This window comes from Pseudomonas sp. SLFW (genome assembly GCF_009905615.1).
GTDB lineage: Bacteria > Pseudomonadota > Gammaproteobacteria > Pseudomonadales > Pseudomonadaceae > Aquipseudomonas > Aquipseudomonas bambusae.
In genome coordinates, this window is sequence record NZ_JAAAKW010000009.1 from 118,909 (window position 1) to 136,656 (window position 17,748).

Annotated in this window: 14 protein-coding genes; 8 read left to right on the plus strand and 6 right to left on the minus strand. The window is 59.9% G+C overall.

The window, feature by feature from the left end:
* The first annotated feature begins 11 nt into the window (after positions 1 to 11).
* The 3 genes from ftsA to lpxC all read left to right on the plus strand — a co-directional run bounded on the left by ftsA (position 12) and on the right by lpxC (position 3,549).
* Positions 12 to 1,271: a cell division protein FtsA gene (gene ftsA / locus GVN17_RS17380; RefSeq protein ID WP_166596486.1), complete on the plus strand. Its 1,260-nt coding sequence runs from the start codon at positions 12 to 14 to the stop codon at positions 1,269 to 1,271.
* Positions 1,272 to 1,334: 63 nt separating this feature from the next.
* Positions 1,335 to 2,525: a cell division protein FtsZ gene (gene ftsZ / locus GVN17_RS17385; RefSeq protein WP_062384185.1), complete on the plus strand. Its 1,191-nt coding sequence runs from the start codon at positions 1,335 to 1,337 to the stop codon at positions 2,523 to 2,525.
* Between the two features lie 112 nt (positions 2,526 to 2,637).
* Entirely contained in the window at positions 2,638 to 3,549 is a 912-nt protein-coding gene (gene lpxC / locus GVN17_RS17390; protein ID WP_166596487.1) for a UDP-3-O-acyl-N-acetylglucosamine deacetylase, read from the plus strand.
* A 90-nt stretch (positions 3,550 to 3,639) separates the two neighbouring features.
* Here lpxC and GVN17_RS17395 read toward each other — a convergent pair whose 3' ends face one another.
* A complete protein-coding gene (locus GVN17_RS17395; RefSeq protein ID WP_166596488.1) occupies positions 3,640 to 4,101 on the minus strand; it encodes a DUF721 domain-containing protein in 462 nt (153 codons plus the stop codon).
* Between the two features lie 318 nt (positions 4,102 to 4,419).
* Between GVN17_RS17395 and secA the strand changes: the two genes are divergently transcribed.
* The 3 genes from secA (at position 4,420) to GVN17_RS17410 (ending at position 9,677) form a co-directional block, all read left to right on the plus strand.
* Positions 4,420 to 7,170 carry a preprotein translocase subunit SecA gene (gene secA, locus GVN17_RS17400; protein WP_166596489.1) on the plus strand — a complete coding sequence of 917 codons (2,751 nt, stop codon included), beginning with the start codon at positions 4,420 to 4,422 and terminating at the stop codon, positions 7,168 to 7,170.
* A gap of 131 nt (positions 7,171 to 7,301) precedes the next feature.
* Positions 7,302 to 8,519: a bifunctional glutamate N-acetyltransferase/amino-acid acetyltransferase ArgJ gene (argJ, locus tag GVN17_RS17405; protein WP_166596490.1), complete on the plus strand. Its 1,218-nt coding sequence runs from the start codon at positions 7,302 to 7,304 to the stop codon at positions 8,517 to 8,519.
* A gap of 213 nt (positions 8,520 to 8,732) precedes the next feature.
* The gene (locus GVN17_RS17410) at positions 8,733 to 9,677 is read left to right on the plus strand and encodes a Nudix family hydrolase (RefSeq protein ID WP_166596491.1); all 945 of its coding nucleotides are present in this window, start codon (positions 8,733 to 8,735) and stop codon (positions 9,675 to 9,677) included.
* 155 nt (positions 9,678 to 9,832) lie between these two features.
* Here the strand turns inward: GVN17_RS17410 and GVN17_RS17415 are convergent, their stop codons facing one another.
* From GVN17_RS17415 to GVN17_RS17425, 3 genes are all read right to left on the minus strand, one after another.
* Positions 9,833 to 10,411 carry a cob(I)yrinic acid a,c-diamide adenosyltransferase gene (locus GVN17_RS17415; RefSeq protein ID WP_166596492.1) on the minus strand — a complete coding sequence of 193 codons (579 nt, stop codon included), beginning with the start codon at positions 10,409 to 10,411 and terminating at the stop codon, positions 9,833 to 9,835.
* A gap of 4 nt (positions 10,412 to 10,415) precedes the next feature.
* Positions 10,416 to 12,464, minus strand: coding sequence for an ATP-binding protein (locus GVN17_RS17420; protein WP_166596493.1), 2,049 nt, complete (start codon positions 12,462 to 12,464; stop codon positions 10,416 to 10,418).
* A gap of 184 nt (positions 12,465 to 12,648) precedes the next feature.
* Positions 12,649 to 13,587: a putative 2-dehydropantoate 2-reductase gene (locus GVN17_RS17425; protein WP_166596494.1), complete on the minus strand. Its 939-nt coding sequence runs from the start codon at positions 13,585 to 13,587 to the stop codon at positions 12,649 to 12,651.
* A gap of 352 nt (positions 13,588 to 13,939) precedes the next feature.
* On the opposite strand from GVN17_RS17425, the gene GVN17_RS17430 reads away from it, so the two are divergent.
* Positions 13,940 to 14,425 carry a YajQ family cyclic di-GMP-binding protein gene (locus GVN17_RS17430; protein WP_166596495.1) on the plus strand — a complete coding sequence of 162 codons (486 nt, stop codon included), beginning with the start codon at positions 13,940 to 13,942 and terminating at the stop codon, positions 14,423 to 14,425.
* Positions 14,426 to 14,576: 151 nt separating this feature from the next.
* The gene (locus GVN17_RS17435; protein WP_166596593.1) at positions 14,577 to 15,434 is read left to right on the plus strand and encodes a mechanosensitive ion channel family protein; all 858 of its coding nucleotides are present in this window, start codon (positions 14,577 to 14,579) and stop codon (positions 15,432 to 15,434) included.
* Positions 15,435 to 15,665: 231 nt separating this feature from the next.
* Here GVN17_RS17435 and GVN17_RS17440 read toward each other — a convergent pair whose 3' ends face one another.
* Both GVN17_RS17440 and GVN17_RS17445 read right to left on the minus strand, forming a co-directional pair.
* On the minus strand, positions 15,666 to 17,225 hold the full coding sequence (locus GVN17_RS17440) for an AmpG family muropeptide MFS transporter (protein WP_166596496.1): 1,560 nt from the start codon (positions 17,223 to 17,225) through the stop codon (positions 15,666 to 15,668).
* 42 nt (positions 17,226 to 17,267) lie between these two features.
* The gene (locus tag GVN17_RS17445) at positions 17,268 to 17,597 is read right to left on the minus strand and encodes an MGMT family protein (protein WP_166596594.1); all 330 of its coding nucleotides are present in this window, start codon (positions 17,595 to 17,597) and stop codon (positions 17,268 to 17,270) included.
* Positions 17,598 to 17,748 lie beyond the last annotated feature (151 nt).

Genomic DNA, 17,748 nt, shown 5'->3' on the forward strand with positions numbered 1-17,748 from the left:
AGGCAGGACCCATGGCAAACGTGCAAAGCGGCAAAATGATCGTCGGATTGGATATCGGCACCTCCAAGGTGGTGGCGCTGGTAGGCGAAGTCGCGGCTGATGGCACGCTGGAAATCGTCGGTATCGGCACCCACCCTTCACGCGGCCTGAAGAAGGGCGTGGTGGTGAACATCGAGTCGACCGTGCAGTCGATTCAGCGCGCAGTGGAAGAAGCGCAGCTGATGGCGGGTTGCCGCATTCACTCGGCGTTCGTCGGTGTCGCGGGCAACCACATTCGCAGCCTGAATTCCCACGGCATCGTGGCGATTCGCGACCGCGAAGTGAGTTCGGCTGACCTGGAGCGCGTCCTTGACGCCGCTCAGGCGGTGGCGATCCCGGCGGACCAGCGCGTCCTGCACACCCTGCCGCAGGATTACGTGATCGATAACCAGGAAGGCGTTCGTGAGCCGCTGGGCATGTCGGGCGTACGTCTGGAAGCCAAGGTGCACGTCGTGACCTGCGCCGTGAACGCCGCTCAGAACATTGAGAAGTGCGTGCGTCGCTGCGGTCTCGAAGTCGACGACATCATCCTTGAGCAGTTGGCCTCGGCGTACTCGGTGCTGACCGACGACGAGAAAGAGCTGGGCGTGTGCCTGGTCGACATCGGCGGCGGCACCACTGACATCGCAATCTTCACCGAAGGCGCGATCCGTCACACCGCCGTGATCCCGATTGCGGGCGATCAAGTCACCAATGACATCGCCATGGCCCTGCGCACCCCGACGCAGTACGCCGAAGAGATCAAGATCCGTTACGCCTGCGCCCTGGCCAAACTGGCCGGCGCCGGTGAAACCATCAAAGTGCCGAGCGTGGGCGACCGTCCACCTCGCGAACTGTCCCGTCAGGCGCTGGCCGAAGTGGTCGAGCCTCGCTACGACGAGCTGTTCACCCTGATTCAGGCCGAACTGCGCCGCAGTGGCTACGAAGACCTGATTCCGGCCGGCATCGTGCTGACCGGCGGTACCTCGAAAATGGAAGGCGCGGTCGAACTGGCCGAGGAAATCTTCCACATGCCGGTGCGCCTCGGCGTGCCGCACAGCATCAAGGGTCTGGCGGACGTCGTTCGCAACCCGATTTACTCCACCGGTGTTGGCTTGCTGCTGTACGGACTGCAAAAGCAGTCCGACGGGATCTCGCTGTCAGGCCTTTCCAATTCCGGTAGCAGTTATAGCGATGAACCTAAGGCACCCGTGTTTGAGCGTCTCAAGCGCTGGGTCCAGGGGAATTTCTAAGATTCAAAAAGTGGTAGGCAGGCAACAGGCGACATAAAACTAGAGAACTGAAGGAGAGGGAACATGTTCGAGCTCGTAGACAACATCCCACAAAGCCCGGTAATTAAAGTTATCGGTGTTGGTGGCGGCGGCGGCAACGCGGTCAATCACATGGTCAAGAGCAACATCGAAGGCGTCGAGTTCATCTGCGCCAACACCGATGCTCAAGCACTGAAGAACATTGGCGCACGTACCATTCTGCAACTGGGTACCGGTGTGACCAAGGGCCTGGGTGCAGGTGCCAATCCTGAAGTCGGTCGTCAGGCGGCACTGGAAGATCGTGAGCGCATTGCGGAAGTTCTGCAGGGCACCAACATGGTCTTCATCACCACCGGCATGGGTGGCGGTACCGGTACCGGTGCAGCCCCGATCATCGCCGAAGTGGCCAAGGAAATGGGCATCCTGACCGTTGCGGTCGTGACCCGTCCATTCCCGTTCGAAGGCCGCAAGCGCATGCAGATCGCCGATGAAGGCATCCGCGCGCTGTCCGAAAGCGTTGACTCGTTGATCACCATTCCCAACGAGAAGCTGCTGACCATCCTGGGTAAAGACGCCAGCCTCTTGTCGGCTTTCGCCAAGGCAGACGATGTACTGGCCGGTGCCGTTCGCGGTATCTCCGACATCATCAAGCGTCCAGGCATGATCAACGTCGACTTCGCCGACGTACGCACCGTGATGTCCGAGATGGGCATGGCGATGATGGGAACCGGCGCTGCCAGCGGTCCGAACCGTGCACGTGAAGCCACCGAAGCAGCCATTCGCAACCCGCTGCTCGAAGACGTGAACCTGCAGGGTGCCCGCGGCATTCTGGTCAACATCACCGCCGGTCCTGACCTGTCTCTGGGTGAGTACTCCGACGTGGGTAGCATCATCGAAGCGTTCGCCTCCGAGCACGCCATGGTCAAGGTCGGTACCGTTATCGATCCGGATATGCGCGACGAGCTGCACGTGACCGTGGTTGCCACTGGCCTGGGTGCAAAAATCGAGAAGCCTGTGAAGGTCATCGACAACACCATGCAGACCGCTCAAGCCGCACCTGTGCAGCAACAAGCCGTCCGCCAGGAGCAGCCTTCGGTGAATTACCGCGATCTGGACCGTCCTACCGTGATGCGCAATCAGGCTCACGCAGGCGCCACCGCTGCGGCAAAAATGAATCCGCAAGACGATCTGGATTACCTGGACATTCCAGCGTTCCTGCGTCGTCAGGCTGATTGATGAGTTCTATCAGGGGTATAAGGGTGATTGGTGTTCAGCAAAGGCGAGGTCTGCTATCATCGCCAGCCTTTGTTGATACTAATTCGCGATATGCGCTGAAGCGGCCAATGCCATGATTAAACAACGCACCCTGAAGAATATTATCCGTGCCACAGGTATCGGCCTGCACTCGGGGGAAAAGGTTTACCTGACCCTCAAACCTGCACCTGTGAACGCTGGCATTGTGTTTTTCCGTACCGACCTCGAGCCGGTTGTCCAGATCAACGCACACGCGCTGAATGTGGGCGACACCACGCTTTCCACAACGCTGTTCAATGGCGACGTGAAGGTCGATACGGTCGAGCACTTGCTGTCGGCCATGGCCGGCCTCGGCATCGATAACGCCTACGTTGAACTCTCTGCCTCCGAAGTTCCAATCATGGACGGCAGCGCAGGTCCCTTCGTATTCCTGATCCAGTCAGCTGGCCTGGAAGAACAGGACGCACCGAAGAAATTCATACGCATTCTGAAAGAAGTCTGCGTAGAGGAAGACGGCAAATACGCCAAGTTCGTGCCGTTCGAAGGTTTCAAGGTGAGCTTCGAAATCGATTTCGATCACCCGTACCTGAAGAACCGGACACAGACGGCGAGCGTCGACTTTTCCAGCACTTCGTTCGTAAAAGAAGTGAGCCGTGCGCGTACTTTCGGTTTCATGAAAGACATCGAGTACCTGCGCAAACACAACCTTGCACTGGGCGGGAGCGTTGAAAACGCGATCGTCGTGGACAAGGACGGCGTGTTGAACGAAGACGGCCTGCGGTATGAGGACGAGTTCGTCAAACACAAGATCCTGGATGCCATCGGTGACCTGTATCTGCTGGGCAACAGTTTGATCGGCGAGTACCAGGGCTTCAAATCTGGCCACGGTCTGAACAATCGTCTGCTGCGTGCGTTGATCGCACAGGAAGACGCGTGGGAAGTGGTGACCTTTGCTGATGCCAGTACCGCACCGATCTCGTACATGCGCCCTGTAGCGGCGGTGTAACAGTCTCTTCTTCTCAGTTTTAATATTTAAGGCCACCTGATCAGGTGGCCTTTTTTTATGGCTTTTTGGGGACCGTCAGGTCCAGGGCGATTAAACCGAATCTTTAGGCCGGGCATGCGCCGCCAATCGTTCGAGCGCCGCTTTCAGTTTCGGATCGCTGATTCCCTCAGCCGTTTCATTGATCGCATCTGCGGCGGCCACCGACAAATCCCGTGAAGGCCCGACCGGTGCCCGATGGATCGTCGCGGGCTGCACTTTCAACTGCAATCGCGTGAGGTTGGCGAATTCCTTGAAGACCACCAATTGCCGTTGCAGCCGCTTCTGTTGATACCGCAACCGCGTCGCCCAGTGACCGTCCGTGACGACCAGCAGCAATGTCCCTTCTCGCCACGACGCCACGTGGCAATGCTCGCGCGCAGCGGGTTGCAACTGGCTTTCCAGCAAACGCTGCAAATGGGCCAATCGCTGGGCATGATTAAAAATGGCTTTGAGCGGTCTGGCTTCGCGCAAAAGCACAGCCGGAGCGCGAGCCTGCAAGGGACGAAAGGCCATGAAAGTCGCCTGTGGTTACAAGTCCGTGATGTTATCAGAAAGCAGTCGCTGGCCCTGTAAGTGCCGATCCCACCCTTGTTCTACCGGCCGATTCGTGAAGAAACATTAATCAAACTTCTGTCCTGCACGGGTTGAAGTCCGAAGAAATGCCCCTATTGTACTTCTGCCCCGTAACATTGCTGTGCCAGCATCGTGGAATAACGCCACTTTCCTCACCACCATTTCCGGGTAGAATGCTCGTTCGCATGCGGCCATGAGGGCTGCACGGGCGACTCACGGGGCCGCCCTCCATCCCTATGTGTGGAAGATCCTGTCGATATGTTTGCACCTTTGTTAAAAAAACTTTTCGGAAGCAAAAACGAGCGCGAAGTGAAGCGCCTGCTCAAGACGGTCCAGTCCGTTAACAGCTTCGAAGAGCAAATGGTGGCCCTTTCGGACGAGCAACTGCGCGCCAAGACCGAAGAATTCAAGGCCCGCTTCGCCAAAGGTGAGACCCTCGATAAGCTCCTGCCTGAAGCCTTTGCGGTCTGCCGCGAAGCCGGTAAACGCGTCATGGGGATGCGTCACTTCGACGTTCAATTGCTCGGCGGCATGACGCTGCACGAAGGCATGATCGCCGAGATGCGTACCGGTGAAGGTAAAACCCTGGTGGCGACACTGGCGGTGTACCTCAACGCGCTGTCCAGCAAGGGCGTGCACGTTGTGACCGTGAACGACTACCTGGCCCGTCGTGACGCCAACTGGATGCGTCCGTTGTACGAATTCCTCGGTCTGACCGTAGGCGTCGTGACGCCTTTCCAGCCGCCTGAAGAGAAGCGTGCTGCGTATGGTTCCGACATCACCTACGGCACCAACAACGAATTCGGCTTCGACTACCTGCGCGACAACATGGCGTTCAGCCTGGAAGACAAATTCCAGCGCGAGCTGAATTTCGCCGTGATCGACGAAGTGGACTCGATCCTCATCGACGAAGCCCGTACCCCGCTGATCATCTCCGGCCAGGCCGAAGACAGCTCCAAGCTCTACACCGAAATCAACAAGCTGATCCCTAAACTCGAACAACACATCGAGGAAGTGGAAGGCGTGGTGACCAAGCAGGGCCACTACACCATCGACGAGAAATCCCGTCAGGTGGAGTTGAACGAGTCCGGTCACCAGTTCATCGAAGAAATGCTCACCGAAGTCGGTTTGCTGGCCGAAGGCGAGAGCCTGTATTCGGCGCATAACCTGGGCCTGCTGACCCACGTTTACGCCGGTCTGCGTGCGCACAAACTGTTCCATCGCAACGTCGAATACATCGTTCAGGACGGCGGCATTCTGCTGGTCGATGAACACACCGGTCGTACCATGCCGGGTCGTCGTCTGTCGGAAGGTCTGCACCAGGCCATCGAAGCCAAAGAACACCTGAACATTCAGGCCGAAAGCCAGACTTTGGCTTCGACCACGTTCCAGAACTACTTCCGTCTGTACAACAAACTGTCCGGCATGACCGGTACAGCCGACACCGAAGCGTTCGAATTCCACCAGATCTACGCCCTGGCCGTGATGGTCATTCCGCCGAACAAGCCGTTGGCGCGTAAAGACTTCAACGACCTGGTGTACCTGACCGCCGAGGAGAAATACCAGGCGATCATCACCGACATCAAGGCCTGTCTGGCCGAACAGCGTCCGGTGCTGGTAGGTACAGCGACCATCGAAACTTCTGAGCACATGTCCAACCTGCTCAAGAAAGAAGGCATCGATCACAAGGTCCTGAACGCCAAGTTCCACGAAAAAGAAGCGGAAATCATCGCGCAGGCCGGTCGTCCGGGGGCCCTGACCATCGCCACCAACATGGCCGGCCGTGGTACCGACATCCTGTTGGGCGGTAACTGGGAAGTTGAAGTCGCCAGCCTGGAAGACCCGACCCCTGAGCAAGTCGCGCAGATCAAGGCCGACTGGCAGAAGCGCCATCAACAAGTGATTGAGGCGGGCGGTCTGCACGTGATCGCGTCCGAGCGTCACGAGTCCCGTCGTATCGACAACCAGCTGCGCGGTCGCGCGGGTCGTCAGGGCGACACCGGTTCGAGCCGTTTCTACCTGTCGCTGGAAGACAGCCTGATGCGCATCTTCGCCTCTGACCGGGTGAAGAACTTCATGAAGGCGCTGGGCATGCAGTCCGGCGAGGCGATCGAGCACCGCATGGTGACCAACGCCATCGAGAAAGCACAACGCAAGGTCGAAGGCCGCAACTTTGACATTCGTAAGCAACTGCTTGAATTCGACGACGTTTCCAACGAACAGCGGAAAGTGATCTACCACATGCGCAACAGCCTGCTGGCTGCGGTGAACATTGGTGACACCATTGCCGAGTTCCGCGAAGAAGTCCTCGACGCCACCATCAGCGCGCACATTCCGCCGCAATCCCTGCCAGAGCAGTGGGACGTCGCCGGTCTGGAAGCCGCGCTGAACAGCGATTTCGGCGTGAAACTGCCGATTCAGCAGTGGCTGGACGAAGACGATCACCTGCACGAAGAAAACCTGCGTCCGAAACTGCTGGAAGCCATCATGTCGGCTTACACCGAGAAGGAAGACCAGGCGAGCGCCGAAGCCCTGCGCACCTTCGAGAAGCAGATTCTGCTGCGCGTACTGGACGACCTGTGGAAAGACCACCTGTCGACCATGGACCACCTGCGTCACGGTATCCACCTGCGCGGCTACGCTCAGAAGAACCCGAAACAGGAATACAAGCGCGAGTCCTTCACCCTGTTCCAGGAACTGCTGGATTCGATCAAGCGCGACACCATTCGTGTGCTGTCTCACGTCCAGGTTCGCCGCGAAGACCCGGCCGAGGAAGAGGCGCGCCTGCGTCGCGAAGCCGAAGAACTGGCCCAGCGCATGCAATTCCAGCACGCCGAAGCACCGGGTCTGGATCAGCCAATCGCACTGGTGGGCGAAGAGGGTGACGACGTTGCAGTCGCCGCTGCCGCGCTGTCGCCGGTTCGCAATGATCAGAAACTGGGTCGCAACGAGCTGTGCTGGTGCGGTTCAGGCAAGAAGTTCAAGCATTGCCACGGCCAGATTAACTAAGTAACGGCCGGGCTGTAGCTTTCACGTAATACCACGCCGCGACCGGCCCAGCCGTCGCGGCGTTTTTCAATCGATTGCGCCGCACCTGGAAAGCCGGGGGCGGCATGACTACTTTTCAAGGAGCGCATTTCATGGCTGTTGGTCTTGGTCCTCTGCCGACGCTGCACCCGGTTCCCGGTTTCGAACTGGGCATTTCCTCTGCCGGCATCAAGCGCCCGGGGCGCAAAGACATCGTGGTCATGCGCTGCGCCGAAGGCTCCAGCGTGGCAGGCGTCTTCACCCTGAACGCGTTTTGCGCCGCGCCGGTGATCCTGTCCAAACAACGTGTGGGCGGCGCCGTGCGCTACCTGCTGACCAACACCGGCAACGCCAACGCGGGCACCGGTGAGCCGGGTCTGCGCGCTGCGGAACGCACCACCGCCAAGCTGGCCGAGATCACAGGCGTCGATGCCAGTGCTGTGCTGCCGTTCTCGACCGGCGTGATCGGCGAGCCGCTGCCTGTTGAGAAAATCGAAGGCGCACTGCAAGCCGCGCTGGACGACCTGTCTGTGGATAACTGGGCGGCTGCGGCCACCGGCATCATGACCACCGACACCCTGCCAAAAGGCGCCAGCCGCCAGTTCCAGATCGACGGCGTGACCGTCACCGTGACCGGTATCAGCAAGGGCGCGGGCATGATTCGTCCGAACATGGCGACGATGCTGGGCTACATCGCCACCGACGCCAAAGTGTCGCAAAGCGTGCTGCAGGACCTGGTCCGTGACGGCGCGAACAAGTCGTTCAACCGCATCACCATCGACGGCGACACCTCGACTAACGACTGCTGCATGCTGATCGCCACCGGTCAGGCCAACCTGCCCGAAGTCACCGAAGCCAAAGGCCCGCTGTTCGACGCATTGAAAAAAGCCGTGTTCGAAGTCTGCATGGATGTCGCTCAGGCCATCGTGCGTGACGGTGAAGGCGCGACCAAGTTCGTGACCGTCGAAGTCAACGGCGGCGGCAACCAACAAGAGTGCCTGGACGTCGGCTATACCGTCGCCCACTCGCCGCTGATCAAGACCGCGCTGTTCGCTTCCGACCCGAACTGGGGCCGCATCCTGGCCGCCGTGGGCCGTGCGGGTGTGCCGAATCTGGACGTGAGCAAGATTGACGTGTTCCTCAGCGGCGTGTGCATCGCCAGCCAGGGCGCTCGTGCCACGACCTACACCGAAGAGCAAGGCTCGGCGGTGATGGCCGAGGAGGAAATCACCATCCGCATCGAGCTGGGCCGTGGTGATTGCAGCGAAACCATCTGGACCACCGACCTGTCCCACGAATACGTGAAGATCAACGCGGAATACCGCACCTGATTGAGAGAATCGCGTCGTACGCAGTTTTTCTGTACGACGCTGTTCTCACTCTGTGGGAGCGAATTCATTCGCGAATGATTCATCAGGCGCCAGAGATGTATCGGTTGTTAAGGCGTTTCGCGAATGAATTCGCTCCCACAGTGATTCGTGTGCGTATTTGGCAGAAGTGCCCGGCTCACGTCCGCACCGTCAGGTTTTAGAGGAAGCTTTAACGTGAAACGCATCCATGTAGCCGCCGCGGTCATTCGCGGCACCGACGGCAAGATTCTCATTGCCCGGCGCGCTGACAAGCAGCACCAGGGCGGCTTGTGGGAGTTTCCCGGTGGCAAGGTCGAGCCTGACGAAACCGTCGAATCGGCCCTGTCACGTGAGTTGAAAGAGGAGCTGGGCATCGTGGTCACCAAGGCGCGGCCACTGATCAAGATCAAACACGACTACCCGGACAAACAGGTGTTGCTGGACGTCTGGGAAGTCTCGTCGTTCACGGGTGAGCCCCACGGCGTTGAAGGCCAGCCATTGGCCTGGGTGTCAAACCGGGAGCTGGCCAGTTACGAATTCCCTGCGGCGAACCAGCCGATCGTCGCTGCCGCCCGGTTGCCAGGCGAATACCTGATCACGCCGGACGCACTGGAAACGCCCCAACTGCTGAAAGGCATGCAAAAGGCGATTGCAGACGGGATCAAGCTGATTCAACTGCGCGCCCCGAACGGTTACGACCCCAAATACCGCGATGTCGCGGTGGATGCTGTCGGACTGTGCGCGGGCAAGGCGCAATTGATGCTCAAAGGCCCGCTGGAGTGGCTGGGCGACTTTCCCGCCGCAGGTTGGCATCTGACCAGCGAGCAGTTGCGCAAATACGCCAGCAAGGGCCGGCCGTTCCCGGAAGAGCGCTGGTTGGCGGCGTCGTGCCACAACGCTGAAGAGCTGTCCCTGGCCGAACAGATGGGCGTGGATTTCGTCACCCTGTCGCCTGTTCAGCCCACGCAAACCCACCCCGACGCCGAGCCTTTGGGTTGGGAACAGGCGCGGGCCTTGATCGAGGGATTCAGCAAACCGGTTTATCTGCTGGGCGGTGTCGGTCCGGCGGAGCGTCAACAGGCGTGGGAACACGGCGCGCAGGGTGTGGCGGGGATTCGGGCATTCTGGCCTACAGTCTGAACACAATCTCCTGTAGGAGCGTGGCTTGTCCCGCGATCTGCCGGGAACCGGCAGCCATTCGGCAAATGCGGTGCGTCAAATGAATCAAATTGGCAGTGTTTGCGGCGGGCTCCCCGCCGATCGCGGGACAAGCCACGCTCCTACGGATTCTGTGATCAGTCGGGCTTTTTGGCCGGCTGCCACAAAATCTCCGATACACCCTGGCGCTTCGCAATGATTCGCGCCGCGACGAACAGCAAATCCGACAACCGATTGATGTACGCCAGACCCACCCCGGCCAGCGGTTCGATAGCGTTCAAGTGCTGACAACGGCGCTCGGCACTGCGGGCCAGGCTTCTGCACACATGGGCCTGAGCGATCAACGCGGACCCACCCGGCAGAATGAAATTTTCCAGCGGCCCCACTTCCTCGTTCCACTGATCGATCGCTGTTTCCAGCCGCTCGACCTCCGCCGCATTCAAGGCTTGGTATTCCGGCATCGCCAGCTCGCCCCCAAGGTCAAACAAACGGTGCTGACACGGCGCCAATACGTCGACGATGCCCTGCATCTCAGGTACCGCAGGGACCACACCTTCAAGGCCCGCCAGCAAGAGGCCGAGTTGGCTGTTCAGCGTGTCAACCTCGCCAATGGCCTCGATGCGCGGGTGATCCTTTGGCACCCGACGGCCGTCACCCAGGCCGGTTTCGCCCTTGTCGCCGGTGCGTGTGTAAATCTTCGACAAGCGAAATCCCATGGTCTTACTCCCGGTCGTTCTGACCAATGATCTGTGGGGCGGGCACGTTCATCGGGTTGCCCACCAGCGGCAGGCGCAGCGTGAAACAGGTGCCCTGGCCGAGCGTGGAGTGCACCTCCATCTGGCCCTTGTGATTGTTGGTGATGATGAAGTACGACACCGAGAGGCCCAGCCCTGTGCCCTGGCCGACTTCCTTCGTGGTGAAGAACGGCTCGAAGATACGCTTGCGCACACTCTCCGGCATGCCGACGCCATTGTCTTCCACCTGAATCTCTGCCCATGGCGGATTCAGACGAGTGCGCAAAATGATGCGGCCGGGCTCGGTTTCGTGTTCACGCTGATGGATGGCCTGCGCGGCGTTCTTCAGCAGATTAAGCAGCACCTGTTCCAGCTCGTTGGCAGTGCCCGGAACGGGGCCGAGGTTGGGGTCGAACTGACGCAGAATGTTCTGGCCCTTGAAGTCGAAACCGATGGTCAGGTCGAAGTCGTTGCTGGCGATTTCCACGGCCTGATCGATCAGCGCGGGCAGGTCGCACGGCGCCATCTGCCGGTTGCTGCGACGGCTGAAACTGAGCATGTGGCTGACAATCTTCGCCGCCCGCGCGCCAGCCTGCTGGATGCCGTCGAGCAACTGCGGCACTTCCCGCGCGCCGAGGTACTGATTCACCGCCGACAGCTCGATGCCTTCCTGCTCGGCCTGCTCCAGGTTCTTCGGCAACTCCGGCGACAGTCGCCGACGAATGTTCTGCACGTTGTGCATGATCGCGCCGAGGGGGTTGTTGATCTCGTGGGCCATGCCCGCCGCCAGACCGCCCACCGAGAGCATTTTTTCTGACTGCACCATCATGTCTTCCAGCGACAGACGCTGGGTGATGTCGTCGATCCGGATCACCGCGCCACGCCCGGCCCCACCGGTCAGCGGGTAGAACGTCAGTGCGAAGTGCCGGGTGAGATCGCCTTTCACCCACGTGACGCGCTCGATCTTGGTCACGGTGTGGCGCTCGACGGTCTGTTTGATCTGCGGCAAAAACGCTTTCATTGGCGGGAACGCCAGAAAAATCGGCTGGTTGAGGGCCTCATCCAATGGCGTGCCGGAGAGGGCGCCCGCTTCCTGGTTCCACTGCGTGACGTAGAGCTGCTCGTCCAGGGCAATGAGCGCCGACGGCATGGAGTCGATAATGCTGTTCAGGTAATTCTGAAAACCGGTGAGTTTTTTCTCGATCTTGCTGCGAACCTGGACCTCCAGTTCCAGCTTGCGGTTGGTGTGGCGGGTTTCTTCGGCCAGCCCTTGCGCTTGATCGTAGGCTTCCTGGGAGTCATCGCGGGCGCGCTTGAGCTGCTGTTCCCGAGCCTCCATGCGCGACAGCATGGTGTTGAACGCTTCAGCCAGCGAGCCAATTTCATCCTGATTGCCGGGCCCGGCGCGCAAGGCGTAGTTTTCTTCGCGGGTCACGCGGCGCGAAAGTTCTTCGAGTTGATAGATCGGTTCGGTGATGAAACGGCGAATCTGCCGCGCCACGCCCGCCCACAGCAAAATACTGAAGATCAGAATGCCCAGGCTGGCCGTCAACGTGCCGGTGTAGAACGCAGTCGGCAGCTCACTGCTCGCCACCAGCAGCAAATGACCCGGCGACTGGCCCTGTTTGGGGATCGGGATCACCTGTGTGTTGCGAAACTCCGTGATGCGCCAGCTTTCAAGGTTGCGGTAGTGGTCAGGTAGACGCAGTTTGTCGCCCTGTTGCACTTGCGAGAGGCGGGTGCCCGAGCTGTCGTACACCGCTGCAGCGCGCAACGGGCCGTAGTTTTTCAGCTCCTTGAGCAACGCCTGGGCGTTGTAGGGGGAGGAGAGCGCCTGTTCCGACAGGCTGGGGTTGCTGATCAATCGGCCAATCGTCTGAAGGGCCTGGGGTGCCATCGCCTCTTGAGAGATGTAATAGGCCGCGCTGATGAACGTCAGGTTGGCGACCAGCAGAACGGTGGTCAGCAAGACCAGCAGGGCCGCCAGAAGCTTCTGGCCGACCGGCAGGTTTTCGAGGCGCTGGCGCAATGGCATGGGGCAGGGTCACTGACAGATGAGGAACAGGCAGGTTAGCGCTGTTCAGGGCAGGAGCAAACCCGCAGCGCAAACTATGGACGAACCTGTGGGAGCGAATTCATTCGCGGAGGGGAGGTTCAGGCGATACCTCTCAGGTGCCTGACAGATTTTCGCGAATGAATTCGCTCCTACAGATGGGGGCTCACTCGCCCGGCAGACCTCTGGACGCCAAATGCCGTACCAGTCGCTGGTGAAGGGCGTTCAACCGGGGAGCGTCTATGCCGTGCTGCATCGCAGCGTTGCACGCGTATCCCAGCAAATAACTGATCTCAGTCCGCCGACCCTGCGCGACATCCTGATACATCGACGAATAATTGGCCGCGGTGGCGGTAATCACGCGATTCACTTCGTCATGCAGTCCCACGGCCGCTTGCGACTGACCGCAGCGCTGCAACACCACGACCATCTCGTCGCACAGCCCCTTCACCTCGTTGGCGTGATGCTGCAACTCACCGTTCCGGCAGTCATACAAAACGGTCAACGGATTGATGGCGCAATTGAGCGCCAACTTGCGCCACAGCCGCGGGAGGATATCCGGGGTCCATTCGCCCGGAATCCCGGCGTGCGCGAGCGTTGCCAGCCAGTCAGGCGCGTCACTTGAGCGACCATCGCCGAGCCAGTTGAAACCTTGCCCGGCGAATACCACGCTGAAGTCTTCATCACGAAAGGCACCTTCGGTGCTGGAGATGAAGATGCAGCGCGCGTGAGGCAGAAGATCGGCTACTGCTTGCTGACTGCCCAGACCGTTTTGCAGCAAGAGCACGTCGGCGCCAGGCGCGAGTCGGGCGGCAATACTGGCCACTGCGCGTTCGGCGTCGTAGGCCTTGCACGCCACCAACAGACGGTGGATGGGCTCCGGGTCGCTCAGTGTTTGCGCAGGCACCTCGAACCGCTGGCGCTGGCCGTGTTCGCTCAGTGTCAGGCCACCTTTGGCCTGATAGGCCTCCAGACGCGCTGCATCCCGAAGGATCACACGCACCGGCTGGCCAGCGCGAAACAGTCGGGTTGCCCACAGGCTGCCGAGGCTGCCCGCGCCGAGGATGTGCCAGGGGATCGAATTCACAGCACTCTCACTGGGCATAAGCGAACGCTTGGGGTGAACGTTGAACGGAACCCTGTGGGCGCGAATTCATTCGCGATGCGGGTGTACAGCCGATGCATGTTGGTCGTCTGTGCCCTCTTTCGCGAATGAATTCGCTCCCACAGGAAGATATTGTCGGGTTTGGAAAGGCGTGGCGCACTTGGGATGAGCGTCCCTTGAAGACCCTCCACATCACAGGACGAGCAATGTCGAAGGGGGAAAAACCAAAACGACATCGCAAGCTCGCATGAAGGTGGGAAAAGTCTCGTTATAATGACCGGGCTTTCATACCGTCAAGTCAGGCGTGCTCCTTCAACATGTCGAGCCGCGCCGTATCAATTGGAGAATCTACATGCCCTCGTTCGACGTAGTGTCCGAACTGGATAAGCACGAAGTCACGAATGCCGTCGATGGCGCGATCAAGGAATTGGATCGTCGTTTCGACCTCAAAGGCAAAGGCACTTTCGAGTTCAAGGAAAAGGAACTCACCGTGAACCTGACCGCCGAGGCCGAGTTTCAACTGGAGGCGATGATCCAGATCCTCAAACTGTCCCTCGTCAAGCGCAAGATCGACGTGCAGTGCCTGGAAGTGAAGGATGCCTACGCGTCCGGCAAGCTGATGAAACAGGAAGCCACCCTCAAGGAAGGCATCGACAAAGAGTTGGCGAAGAAAATCGTCGCTCACATCAAGGACGCCAAACTCAAGGTGCAAGCCTCCATTCAGGGCGAGCAGGTGCGTGTGACCGGCAAGAAACGTGACGATCTGCAGGAAGCCATTGCGGCCCTGCGCGGTCACGAATTCGGCATGCCGCTGCAATTCAACAACTTCCGCGACTGATCCTTCCTCAGCTCCGGCTGTGCATTTTACGGCCGCGCAGGAACCTGAAAGGTTTGTGCGCGTCCGAATGCAGGTCACGTGAGGCGACGCCGCCCGAAAGTGCCGTCGCCTCAGTCTTTCGTTTCATGCCCACAAGGAGCAATCAATGGATCTGGATTTGAACGGCCAGGTGGATCATCTGGTCAAGGCTTCCCAAGCCTGGATTCCCATGGTCATGCAGTACGGCAGCCGTGTGCTGCTGGCCGTCGTCGTGTTGCTGGTGGGGTGGTGGCTGATCAACAGGCTCACCTCCAAGGTCGGCGCGCTGCTGGCGCTGCGTCATGTGGACCTGGCGTTGCAGGGCTTCATCAGCAGCCTGGGCAACATCATTCTGAAGGTCCTGCTGATCGTCAGCGTCGCCTCGATGATCGGGGTCGAAACCACCTCGTTCGTGGCCGCTATTGGTGCCGCCGGTCTGGCCATCGGCCTGGCGCTACAGGGCAGCCTGGCGAACTTCGCGGGCGGGGTGCTGATTCTGCTGTTCCGTCCGTTCCGTATTGGCGACTGGATCGAGGCGCAGGGTGTCGCGGGTACTGTGGACAGCATTCAAATCTTCCACACCATCATTCGCACCGGCGATAACAAGACGGTGATCCTGCCTAACGGCAACCTGTCCAACGGCATCATCACCAACACCAACCGTCAGCCGACCCGCAAGATCACTTTCGACGTGGGCATCGACTACGAAGCCGACCTCAAGCAGGCGCTGGGTGTGTTGATGGAAATGGCCGACGACCCTCGCGTGTTGCAAGACCCGGCCCCCCAGGCTGTCGTCGCCGCATTGGGTGACAGCTCGATCACGGTGTCGCTGCGGGTCTGGACCAAGACCGGCGACTTCGGTGAAGTGTCCAACCGCTTCAACGCCGAAATCCGCGATCGCCTGCGTGCGGCCAACATCGACATCCCGTTCCCGCAGCGGGTGATTCGTGTGGTGCAAGACCAGCAGCAGGAAGCGACCGTTCAGCGTTGATACCCAGCGCTGAAAGACAAAAGCCCCGACGCGTGAGCGATCGGGGCTTTTTGGTGTCTGTCATGCGCGCTGGGCATGGGATTGGGGGGTACAAACCTGTGGGAGCGAGTTCATTCGCGATGCGGCTGTACAGCCGATGCATTTTTGTCATCTGTGCCCTCTTTCGCGAATGAATTCGCTCCCACAGGGCCCAAGGTGCTAGCTACAACCGGGGGCATCTTTCGGCGCGGCCTATGGCCTTTCGGGCGCTGGCACTTCGGCAGGCTTGTCTTCTTCCGCCGACTTTTCCTTGCGCAGCTCCTGCGCCCAATGCAGGGCAATCATGAACAGGGTCGGGACGCCCATCACCGCGGTGGCGAGGAAGAAATTGTGATAGCCCAGCTTCTCGACCATCACCCCGGAATAGCCGCCAATCAAACGCGGCAACAGCAGCATGATCGAGCTGAGCAGGGCGTATTGGGTGGCCGAGAACTTGAGGTTGGTCAGGCTCGACAGGTACGCCACGAACGCCGAAGTCGCCAGTCCCGAGCTGAAGTTGTCCAGCGAGATCGTGACGATCAGCATCTTCAGGTTCGGCCCCATGTCGGCCAGCATCAGGAACAGCAGGTTGGTCGCCGCTGACGTTGCACCGCCGATGAACAGGATTGGCAAGATGCCGAAGCGCACGATGGCCAGACCGCCAAACGCCGCGCCCACCAGCGTCATTACCAGACCGAAAATCTTGCTGACGCTGGCAATCTGGTCCTTGGTGAAACCCTGGTCGATGTAGAACACGTTGGCCATGACGCCCATCACCGTGTCGGACATGCGATAGGTGGCGATCAGGCCAAGCAGCAGGAACGCCTGCCAGCGGTAACGCAGGATGAAGTCGTTGATCGGCGTGAGCACCGGCGCCAGGCCGCGACGGCCCATCGACGACAGGCACGCGACAGTGAGCAAGGTGTAGAGGATGGCGCGCAGGAACGCGCGGTCTTCCATCAACAGGCTCTTCCACGTGGCGTCCTTGAACAGCACGCTGGCGAAATCGGTGTTGTACAGCTGGGTGAACATCGCCGGGACCGACACCAGGAGGATGATCAGCACGAACACTGAGGCCAGTTGATGCGCAAAGCCGTAGCGAGCCGCTGACAGCTGCGTGCGCAGCGGAACGGCGGGTTCGCGCATGATCAGCGAGGTGATGAGCGCAGGCAGCATCAGCAGGCCAAACAGCACATAGGTGCCGGTCCAGGCCGAATGTTTGTACGCAAAGCCGGTGGAGCCGAAACCCTCCGCGAAATACAGCGCACCCGCGGTCGCCAGCAGAGCAGCGACGCGATAGCCCGCCATGTAACTGGCGGCCAGCGTGGCTTGCTGGCTTTCGGAGGCGATTTCGAGACGATAGGCGTCAATGGCGATGTCTTGGGTCGCGGACGAAAACGCCACGAGCACGGCAATCGCGATCAGCCAGGAGAGATGCTGCTGCGGGTCACAGAAACCCATGCCGATCAGGCCCAGGGTCACCAGCGTCTGAGAGAGCACCAGCCAGGAGCGTCGGCGGCCCAGTTTGCCCAGTAACGGCAGGCGCCATTGATCGAGCAGCGGCGACCACACCCATTTAAAGGCATACGCCAGGCCAATCAGGCTCGCGTAGCCAATGGTTTCGCGGGCGACACCGGCTTCACGCAGCCAGACCGAGAGGGTGGAGAACACCAGCATGTAGGGCATGCCCGCTGCGAAGCCGAGCAACAACAGCACGAATGTCGAGGGACTGGCATAGACGGCGAGCGCGGCGCGCCAGGTTTTGCGGGGCATGGGCTGGAATCTGCCTCAGTTTACGTAAACAAAGCGCGCACTCTAACCGTTGTGCTCTGTCGGACGCCAGCCATGACGCTCCATATCCACACGATTGTTACGGATGGTCACGCCTTCCGCCCGCAAACGCGCCCGCTGCTCTTCGCCGGACACCGTTCCCGCCATCAAACTGAGCTTTCCGCCTGCGCCGACAACGCGATGCCAGGGCAGGGTGCTGCCGTCTGGTAGCTGGCTCAAGGTTCGCCCCACGAAACGTGCCGCTCGTCCTAAACCCGCCAGATCGCCCAATTGGCCGTAACTCACGACCTTGCCTTCCGGTACTTGATGCAAGGTGAGGTAGAGCGCCGTCCGCCGGGCCTCTAAAGAAGTCATGCCGGTGGGGTCTGCCGAGAGGGAGGTGTGTTCGTTCACGTATTCGTTCCTGTTTAAAGGACCAGTGGGAATTTTCGTAAAGGAACTCAGGAAATTTCCTACGGTCAGTGATACCTGTGCCGGCGGTCCACGGATTGCCTCGATGTTGTCC